We start from the raw sequence: 8,378 nt of genomic DNA, 5'->3' as shown, positions 1-8,378 counted from the left end.
TATGGTGCCGTTCGGCATCAGCATGGCGGCGACCGTGCGCGTCGGCCACGCCGCCGGGCGCAATGATGCGCATGGCGTGCGCCGCGCCGGGCTGATGGCCATGCTGCTCGGGCTCGGCCTCGCGGTACTTTTCACGCTCGGCATCATCGCCGCGCGGTTCGCGATCGTGCAGCTGTTTCTCGGCAGTGGCGTAGCCGATGCGGCGGCGACCGTCGCGCTGGCCGCCACGCTGCTGCTGGTCGGCACGACCTTCTTCATCACCGACGCGCTGCAGACCATCACCGTCGGCGCGCTGCGCGGCATCAAGGATACCCGCATTCCGCTGCTGCTCGCCGTGCTCGGCTATTGGCTGATCGGCTTTCCCTTGTCCTACGTGCTCGGCCTCCACACACCGCTCAGCGCCACCGGGATCTGGATCGGGCTGTCGATCGGCACCGGCATCTACGCGGCGATGCTGGTGCTGCGCTTCCTCAGGCTGTCGCGATGAGCTCAGGCGCCCGCCGTATCGGACGTCTCCTCGGACTCAGGCCGATGCGGCCTGGCGGTCGAGGCTCCGGCCCATTCGGCGACGACGCGCTCGAGGTCGATCAGGTTCTGCCGCATCTGGTCGAGCGAGAAGCCGAGCGCGAAGAAGCGCTCGGCCGCATCCCCCGGCAGGCCGCGCGTCAGTCCGTCGCTGCGCACGGACGCGACCGCCTCGGCATAGGCTTTTACGGCGACATGCACCGGCCAGATCGCCGGCGGGCCGGACCCGTTGCGGATCGCAGCGGCGGAGCCGCGCAGGTAGCCGGCGATGGCGTCGCTGACGCGGGTGACCGGCCCCGACAGCCGCGCCTGCAGTTCGGACGGCAGCGGCACCACGCTGGCGCGGCCGATCATCACGACGTCGTGGCGCAGCCGCAGGATGGTCCGCAACATCGGCCCGGTGTCGGCGCCGGAGGAGAGCCGCGCCGAGCGCTCGCGCTCCGCCTCGGCGCCGGTGGCATTCAACTCGGTGAGCGCCGCGCCGATGCCGTCCTGGATCCGATGCAGCGCGTCGTTGTCCCGGCCACGCGACAAGCCGGCCAGCAGTTCGGTGAAAGCGGCGGCAATCAGCTCCAGCAGCCGCCCCGCGGCGCTGCGCATCTGCGCATGGGCCCGCGACGGCAGCACGAGGAAGGACACCGCAAGGCCGGTGAGCGCGCCGACAGCAACCTCGAACACGCGGTCGATGGCGGAGCCCAGCGGGTCGAGGTGGCCCATCGTCGGTACCAGCAGCACGATGACCGCAGTCACCGTCGCCGCATTGAGGCTCGGATTGATCGCGGCGACGAAGGCGAGCGGCGTCACCGCCAGAATCAGCATGCCGAGCAGCTGCAGCTCGCCGGAATGCGGAATGAACACGGTGATGGCGCCGCCATAGATCGCGCCGCCGATGGTGCCGAACATGTAGTCGCGCGTCGCCTTCAACGAACGCCCGACGCTGCCTTGCGTCACGATCAGCGAGGTCAGCACCGCCCACAGCGGCAGCTTGAGCTGGAACGCGGTGGCGATCGCGAAGGCCAGCGTCGCCGCCACCGTGCCGCGCACGGCGAGCGACATCTGCGCCTTGCGGGCGCGCACCCGGCCGAACAGCTCCTTCATCGACGCCATCGATCACCCACCTCGAACGGACCAGCGCATGGCAGCCTCCCACCGGGGCCGACCGGCTTGAAAGGCGGAATCAGTCTGCCTACGCTGCCTGCAACAATGCGAGGAAACACGATGGCCCAGGAAACCGCAACGCTCGCCGCCTATGTCGCCGGCCTGAAATATGACGATATCCCGCCCGAGGTGCTCGACCGCGCCAAGGTGCTGACGCTCGACTTTCTCGGCAGCGCCATCCGCGCCCGGCGCGAGGCGGAATCGACGCCGTCGGTGGTGAAGATGCTGGCGGCGCTGAAGCTCGATGCCGCCGGCGAGGCGACGGTGTTCGGCGATTCCAGGACCTGGACGCCGGCGGTGGCGGCGCTGCTCAACGGCACGATGGGGCATTCGCTCGACTTCGACGATACGCATGCGGATTCCTCGCTGCATCCGAGTGCGCCCGTGGTGCCTGCCGCGTTCGCCGTCGGCGAAATGGTCGGCGCGTCCGGCCGCGAGGTGCTGACGGCCATCGTCGCGGGCTACGAGGTGTGCTGCCGGCTCGGCAACGCGCTCGATCCAACCTCGCATTATGCGCGCGGCTTTCATCCGACCGCGACGGCCGGTACCTATGGCGCGGCGGCCGCCGCGGGCAAACTGTTCGGACTCTCCGAGCAACAGCTGGTCTACGCCTTCGGCGTGTCCGGCAGCCAGGCGGCGGGCTCGCTCCAATTTCTCGTCAACGGCGCTTGGAACAAGCGCTATCAGGTCGGCGCGTCGGCCATGAACGGCGTGATCGCCGCGACGCTCGCCAAGAATGATTTCGTCGGCGCGGTCGAATCCGTCGAGGGCAAGCATGGCTTGCTGGTCGGCTATACCGACACGCCGCATCATGAGAAGGCTGTCGCCGGGCTCGGCTCCACCTATGAGACGATGAAGATCGGCGTGAAGCCCTATCCGAGCTGCCGTTATACGCATGCCGCAATCGATGCGATCATCGCGCTCCGCCGCGAGCACAATCTGACGCCGGACCAGGTCAAGCGCGTCGAGGTCGGGCTGCATCGCAACGGCATCACGCTCACCGGCGATGCCGCGACCAAGCGGCATCCGACCTCGATCGTCGGCGGCCAGTTTTCGATGTTCTTCACCGGCGCGCTGGCGCTCGACCAGGGCCGCTTCGGCTGGGACGACTACACACGCCTGGGTGATGCCGCGATCAACAGTCTCGCCGACAAGTTCGATGTCGTGCAGGACGACAAGCTCGAGGTCGGCCGCAGCCATCCGTTCGGCGCGCGCGTGACCATCACCACCGAGGACGGCGTGCACGAGCGCCTGCACGACGATCCCTCGGGCGAGCCGACCTCGTTCCCTTCGGCGCAGGCGATGAGCGACAAGTTCATCACCCTGGCGCGCCCGGTGCTGAGCAGCCGGGCACAGAGCTTCGCGGACGCGATCCTGTCGCTGGAGCGGTTCGACCGCGTCGAACAGGCCACCGCGTTGGGGAGAACCTAGCGCATGCGTCACTCCCCTCGCGTCGCCGCGATCACGTCGCCCACGAGCTGCGCCACGCCATCGGCCTCCGGCGGCCAGTTCACGGTGCGGCCGAAGCGCGCGATGACCAGGCGCTCGGAGGGGATGATGACGACATATTGGCCGATCGAGCCCTTGGCGAAGAAGGCATCGCGCGGCCAGCCATGGGAGACGCGGTAGTTGGCGCCGAAGCTGTCGCCGCTGTTGGTCCAGAAGCCGGCGCCCAGGCCGACGAAGGCGCCCGGCGTCGGCGCGCTGACATATGCGACCCAGCCGGCCGGCAGAATGCGGCGGTCGCCGACGACGCCATCGTCGAGATACAATTGGCCGAGCCGCGCCCAGTCGCGCGCCGAGGCGAGCATCTGGCTCGAGCCCTCCGGCGTGCCGGCGGCGTCGAATTCGAGGGTGACGCTGGTCATGCCGAGCGGATCGAACAGCTCGCGATGCGCAAAGCGCAGCACATCCGCAGCACTGCCGCCGGCCGCGTCGCGGATAAGCTGCGAGAGGATGACGGTGTTGCCGTCGTGATAGTTGCTGACCGCGCCCGGGGGCGTTTCGAGCGGCATCGACTCGGCAAACGCAGCGCGGTCTGGCTCGACGAACTTCATCCTGTTCACCGGCTCGAGCGCCGAGAGCAGCGAGGCCTGCAGCGAGCTGCCGAGCGCGAGCCCGGCGGTGTGGCGCAAGAGATGGTCGACGGTGATCGCATGGCGCGGATCCTTGTCGTCCCGCCACGCCGCGACCGGCGCGGGCGCATGGAGCGCGAGCTTGCCCTGGCGGACCAGAATGCCGATCAGGGTCGCGATCGTCGACTTGGTCGCGGAGAAGCCGAGCAAGGGCGTGTCGAGCGAGACGCCCGGGGCATAGCGTTCGGCGAGGAGCTTGCCGTCCTTGAGCACGACAACGGCATGCGTCCGCCGAAAGGGCGGCGTTTGCGGCTCGGCGAAGGCGCGATCGAGGGCGGCGGCCAGCGCCGGCGTCGCCGGCTGAACCAGCCGCGGCGGAGCGATGTCGGGCAGCGCGGCCGGCTGCGGTTGGGGCCAGCCGCAGACGCGGCCACTCCTGGTTCTCGCCACGATCCATATGGCAGCCCAGGCCGTCGCGAAACACCGCGCGGCTGCGGCCGAGCCCGAGCAGGGTCACGGTCACGTCCCTGGCGGCGCGATCCACCCGGACGTCCATGGCCCAGGTGAGCAGCCCCGCGCCCGGCATCGCGTCCCTGGTTTCGGACAGCACGCGGTCCGGATCGAGGCCGGAGACGAACGTCTCCGAACAGACCACGCTGGCGATGAAGCCGGTCGCGACTGCCGGCACGTCGTGGGCGCGGGCGGCGCCGAGCGCCAGGGCGGTCAGCGTGGTGGTGGCAAAGACGGCGAGCAGCAGGCGGGCGCGGGTCATGGGAAGCTCCAGCAGATGGACCTGCCGGACGACAGCGCAGCTTCGGCCAGGCGGCTCGCCGATTTTGAAATGGACCTCCGCCGGAATCGGCAGCCAGCTCGCCGATTTCGGAATTCTCCTTTGATTTCAATCTCGAGATCATCACGCCGCCGACTGTCTCAGGCGCCTGAACTCGGTCGGCGTCACCCCGGTCGCCGCCTTGAAAGCGCGGTTGAAGGGCCCGAGCGACTGGAAACCGGCATCCATCGCGATGGTGATGACGGGCACCTCGGCCTGGGCGGGATCGGCGAGCGCGGTCTTGGCTTCCTCGATGCGGTGGTTGTTCAGAAAGGTATTGAAGTTGCGGTAGCCGAGTTCGCCATTGATGAGCCGCCGCAGCCGGTATTCGGGAACGGACAGCCTCGCTGCCAGCATGCCGATGGTCACGTTCTCCTGGCGGTAGATCCGTTCATCCGCCATCAGCCGCCTCAGCGCTTCGACCAGCTTGCGGTTGGCGACCGTCTCCGGGGCGAGGGCGATCGCGGCGGGCGCCGCCGCGCGAACGGCTGCGTCTTTCGGCGCCTCCGGGGCAAACAGGTCGCCGGCGCCGACCCGCAACAGCAGCAGCGCGACAGCACCGACGACGGTGAGGAACATCGCCGCATTGATCACATTACCCAGCTCCGACGGACCAAGGCCGGCGGCCAGAATCTGCAGCAGCGCATTGACGCCGCCATAGGCCAGCGCGGCGATGACGACGAAGGCGCGGACCCGCCGCCGCCCCTCGACGAGATCGGCCGACCAGGAGCGGACGGTCTGCACCAGCGCCAGGCCGACGAAGCCGAGCGCCAGGACGTTGTTCGCGACGATCACGAGCCGCGCATGCCCCGCCGGCCCGAGCACGAGGCAGCTCAGCAGGCTGAAGCCGAACACCGCGAGCCAGATCAGGCCATGCCGCCAGCGCGGCGCGAAGCCGTCGTCAAACAGCGCGCGGCAGAACAGCCAGAGCACGACGACATCAGCGGTTGCGACCGCAATCAGCGGCGCGAAGGCGAGCGACGGCGCCGCGGTGCCGCCGATGTTGAACGTCGCCGCATGCGCGGCCGAGCCGAGCGCCAGCATGATCGCGAGCCGCCCGGCCGGCCGCCCGTTGAGGTCGCGCCACAACGACACCGCCAGCACGGCAAGCAGTGCGATGGCGGCGGCGCGAAGTGCGAGATCGAGGCTTTCGAGCGGCATCGTCACACGTCCGTTGTCGGCGCCGGAACTCTAGGCCGGACGGCGCCTCCGTTCAAATCACGAGGACGCCGCGACCTCATGCCCTGCCGTCGTCCCGTCAAAGCTGTTAAGCTCACCGCGACATATCTCAGGAGCGTCCCATGAGCTGGCAGCCTTCGATCGATCCCGAGTTCGGCGATCCCGCGTCCTGCGATGCGCTGGAGCATGTCATCGTGCCGCGCACCCGCGATCTCGGCGACGGCTTTGCCGTGCGCCGCGCGCTGCCGCATGGCCGGCGGCAGATGGTCGGGCCGTTCATCTTCTTCGATCATTTCGGCCCGGTGCAGTTCGTCTCCGGCAAGGGCATGGACGTGCGGCCGCATCCGCATATTGGGCTGGCCACCGTTACCTATCTGTTCGACGGCGCAATCATGCATCGCGACAGCGAGGGCAACGTGCAGGAGATCCAACCCGGCGCGATGAACCTGATGACCGCCGGCCGCGGCATCGCGCATTCCGAGCGTACGCCGGACCTGCAGCGGCAGAACGGCCAGCAGATGCTGGGCCTGCAGAGCTGGATCGCACTGCCGGTGGAATCCGAAGAGGTCGCGCCGAGCTTCCAGCATTACGCGGCGAACGCGCTTCCGACGGTCACCGACACCGGCTTCTCCGCGCGCGTCATCGCCGGCAAGGCGTTCGGCAAGGCCTCGCCGGTCACGATGGTGTCGCCCTGGTTCTATGTCGAGGTGACGGCGCAGGCCGGCACGACCGTGCCGCTGGATCCCGATCACGAGGAGCGCGCGATCTACATCGTCGACGGCGAAATCGAGATCGCGCGCGAGCGCCACGAGGGGCCGCGGCTGCTGATCTTCCGCCCGGGCGACGCGATCAGCGTGCGCGCGGTCAAGCCGACCCGGATGATGTTCCTCGGCGGCGACGCGCTGGAGGGGCCGCGCCACGTCTGGTGGAATTTCGTCTCGTCCAGCAAGGAGCGCATCGAGCAGGCCAAGCAGGACTGGAAAACCGGCCGCTTCGCCGCCGTTCCCCAGGAGCACGAGTTCATTCCGCTGCCGGAATAGGCTATGGGGAGCGACGCTCCCTTTCGAAGGCACTGAACCATGACCACGCTTCTCGCCAGCAATCTGCCGCTCCCGAAGATCGGCCGCGGCAAGGTCCGCGACATCTATGCCGTCGGCGACGACCGCGTGCTGCTGCTGACCACCGACCGCATCTCGGCCTTCGACGTCGTGATGAACGAAACCATCCCGATGAAGGGCGCGGTGCTGACGCAGATCTCGGCCTACTGGTTCAACGCGCTCGAAGGCGTCGTGCATCACCATATGATCTCCGCTGATACGGATGCGATCATCGCCGAAGTGCCGGAGCTGAAGCCGCATCGCGCGGAGATCCTCGGCCGCGCGATGCTGTGCAAGCGGACCACGGTGTTTCCGATCGAATGCGTGATCCGCGGCTATCTCTCCGGCTCGGCGTGGAAGGAATATGCCGCGAGCGGCACGCTCGCCGGCGAGCAGCTTCCCGCCGGCCTGGTCGAGAGCCAGAAACTCGAGCCCGCGATCTTCAGCCCGGCGACCAAGGCCGAGACCGGCCATGACGAGAACATCACCATTGCCCGGATGCGCGAGGTGGTCGGCGACGACACGGCCTACACGCTGGAGAGCATGACGCGTGCGGTCTATACGCTTGGCGAGACGCTCGCGCGCGAGCAGGGCATCATCATCGCCGACACCAAGTTCGAGTTCGGCCGCGACAAGGACGGCCATATCATCCTGATCGACGAGGTGATGACCCCGGATTCGTCGCGCTTCTGGGCGGTCGACGCCTATCAGCCGGGGAAGCCGCAGCCGAGCTTCGACAAGCAGCCGCTGCGCGACTATCTCGATGCCGAGCGCCGTGCCGGCCGCTGGAACGGCGACGCCCCGCCGCCGCCGCTGCCGCAGAGCGTGGTCGATGCGACCAGCCAGCGCTATCTCGAGGCGTTCCGCCGGGTGACGGGACGGGAGCTGAAGATCTGAGGACTGCAAGGCAAGCCTCTCGCTCTGCTCATTCGAATCAATCCGGGGCGGGGCTATCGCATATGGCGATCAGAGTTTTGCGCCCGTCACCCCCCACATCGTCATGGCCGGGCTCGTCCCGGCCATCCACGTCGTTCGGCATGCCGGGCCCGACGTGGATGCCCGGGACGAGCCCGGGCATGACGGCGTCACTCATCGGCACGATCGCTCGCGGCTGCGCAACATGATAAGCGATAGCCCTGCCGTCTGTGGGAAGATCTTCACCAAGCGATTCCTCGAATGTGCATTTTGATAGCTCATAGTAAGTTTCACGAAAGCCGTTGAAGAACGGAACGTCAGGCCCACAACAACTCGATCTCGCGGCATGGCATGCCCGAGCTATGCGGATCGATCTCGCCCTTGAAATGCCGAGGGCGCAGGGAAGGCCGGGAGCTGGCCGCCCCCATGGCCCGCGTGCGATAAGAGAATGCACGCGGCGGTCACCACAGGTTCAGCCGAGACATCCCGGCCCTCCCTGCGCGATGGGTTGAACGGCTGCTCCGCGCTCTCCCCGGGGACCGGCTTGTTTGCCCCCGTCACCCCAACGACACGTCATGTCATCAGGGCTTGGCGCCAGCT

At 68.1% G+C, this 8,378-nt stretch carries 6 protein-coding genes and 1 pseudogene; 4 read left to right on the top strand and 3 right to left on the bottom strand.

Annotation, left to right across the window (positions count from 1 at the left end; all coding sequences use genetic code 11):
* Positions 1 to 487, top strand: a 487-nt coding sequence (locus BRAS3809_RS32330) for an MATE family efflux transporter (protein ID WP_008966222.1), incomplete at its 5' end; no start/stop codon positions are given.
* 2 nt (positions 488 to 489) lie between these two features.
* Here BRAS3809_RS32330 and BRAS3809_RS32325 read toward each other — a convergent pair.
* Positions 490 to 1,632: an FUSC family protein gene (locus tag BRAS3809_RS32325; protein WP_008966221.1), complete on the bottom strand. Its 1,143-nt coding sequence runs from the start codon at positions 1,630 to 1,632 to the stop codon at positions 490 to 492.
* A gap of 111 nt (positions 1,633 to 1,743) precedes the next feature.
* Between BRAS3809_RS32325 and BRAS3809_RS32320 the strand changes: the two genes are divergently transcribed.
* Positions 1,744 to 3,114: an MmgE/PrpD family protein gene (locus BRAS3809_RS32320; RefSeq protein ID WP_008966220.1), complete on the top strand. Its 1,371-nt coding sequence runs from the start codon at positions 1,744 to 1,746 to the stop codon at positions 3,112 to 3,114.
* Between the two features lie 8 nt (positions 3,115 to 3,122).
* Here the strand turns inward: BRAS3809_RS32320 and BRAS3809_RS32315 are convergent.
* Positions 3,123 to 4,530: pseudogene (locus BRAS3809_RS32315) on the bottom strand (serine hydrolase domain-containing protein).
* A gap of 141 nt (positions 4,531 to 4,671) precedes the next feature.
* Positions 4,672 to 5,748, bottom strand: a complete 1,077-nt coding sequence (locus BRAS3809_RS32310) for a helix-turn-helix domain-containing protein (protein WP_008966218.1) — start codon at positions 5,746 to 5,748, stop codon at positions 4,672 to 4,674.
* Between the two features lie 140 nt (positions 5,749 to 5,888).
* On the opposite strand from BRAS3809_RS32310, the gene BRAS3809_RS32305 reads away from it, so the two are divergent.
* Together BRAS3809_RS32305 and BRAS3809_RS32300 are read left to right on the top strand one after the other, a co-directional pair.
* A complete protein-coding gene (locus tag BRAS3809_RS32305) occupies positions 5,889 to 6,806 on the top strand; it encodes a pirin family protein (RefSeq protein ID WP_008966217.1) in 918 nt (305 codons plus the stop codon).
* A gap of 39 nt (positions 6,807 to 6,845) precedes the next feature.
* Positions 6,846 to 7,760: a phosphoribosylaminoimidazolesuccinocarboxamide synthase gene (locus tag BRAS3809_RS32300; protein WP_008966216.1), complete on the top strand. Its 915-nt coding sequence runs from the start codon at positions 6,846 to 6,848 to the stop codon at positions 7,758 to 7,760.
* The last annotated feature ends 618 nt before the right edge of the window (positions 7,761 to 8,378 follow it).

It is taken from the genome of Bradyrhizobium sp. STM 3809 (assembly GCF_000239795.1).
Lineage (GTDB): Bacteria > Pseudomonadota > Alphaproteobacteria > Rhizobiales > Xanthobacteraceae > Bradyrhizobium.
This window is presented reverse-complemented; position numbering and strand designations above follow the sequence as displayed.

Bases quoted from the DNA above. Each gene is read 5' to 3' on its own strand.
- BRAS3809_RS32325 (WP_008966221.1), bottom strand. From the start codon at position 1,632: ATGGCGTCGATGAAGGAGCTGTTCGGCCGGGTGCGCGCCCGCAAGGCG.
- BRAS3809_RS32305 (WP_008966217.1), top strand. From the start codon at position 5,889: ATGAGCTGGCAGCCTTCGATCGATCCCGAGTTCGGCGATCCCGCGTCC.
- BRAS3809_RS32320 (WP_008966220.1), top strand. From the start codon at position 1,744: ATGGCCCAGGAAACCGCAACGCTCGCCGCCTATGTCGCCGGCCTGAAA.
- BRAS3809_RS32300 (WP_008966216.1), top strand. From the start codon at position 6,846: ATGACCACGCTTCTCGCCAGCAATCTGCCGCTCCCGAAGATCGGCCGC.
- BRAS3809_RS32310 (WP_008966218.1), bottom strand. From the start codon at position 5,748: ATGCCGCTCGAAAGCCTCGATCTCGCACTTCGCGCCGCCGCCATCGCA.